Annotated in this window: 1 protein-coding gene; it reads right to left on the reverse strand. The window is 54.0% G+C overall.

What is annotated here, in order from left to right:
• Positions 1 to 319: 319 nt before the first annotated feature.
• A partial coding sequence (locus ACOCD2_RS24045; protein WP_419598561.1) for a hypothetical protein occupies positions 320 to 705 on the reverse strand: 386 nt, incomplete at its 5' end.

Consider the following 705-nt stretch of genomic DNA (forward strand, 5'->3'; position numbering starts at 1 on the left):
GCAGGATGCAGCAATCAGCGTATAGAACAAGCTCTAACGGGCAGTATGAACAAAATAGCAACTTTATTTCACCCGAAAATATACGGTGGAACAATGTTGCTTACTCTAAACTCTAGTAACTGATATTCATGTCATATTGAACGTCACTTTGGCAGTAAAGGGCGCCGTTTTCCTGCCACGCCTAGAGAAAAGTTTCACATGTGAAACTCTTTCGCTGCCAGCCATGGAGAGCGAAGCAAAGGCTGGTAGACCCCAGTAGCCGCGAGGCCACACTGCTTACCCGTCGTGCGCATAGCGCCAGAGGGTAAGCGCCAGAGAATCAGCCCTCTTGCAGCTTACTGAGGGTGACGTTCCAAGGTAGCAGGGCCTCGATCTCTTCCGCTGCCAGGCATGGAGAGCGAAGCGAAGGCTGGTAGACCCCAGTAGCCGCGAGGCCGCACTGTTTTCCCGGCGTGCCTTGCGCCAGAGGGAAAACAAAGTAGGCCTCCGAACGCGGCGTCCAGTCATTGGGAGCCAAGTACGGAGCAGCAACGAGCTTGCGAAGTTGTTGCGTAGTGCTGGGTGACCAGGACGGCTGGGGCACAAATAGGTTGTCAAAGGCCGAGTCGATTTTGGGGACTGGGATGTCCCAAAATCTATCACGAGGCCGAAGACACGCTTGAACTGTACTGGCCCCACCAATGTGCTGCAGCACATGGTGGATGT

This window comes from Thiolapillus sp. (assembly GCF_048562965.1).
Taxonomy (GTDB): domain Bacteria; phylum Pseudomonadota; class Gammaproteobacteria; order Chromatiales; family Chromatiaceae; genus Thiolapillus; species Thiolapillus brandeum_A.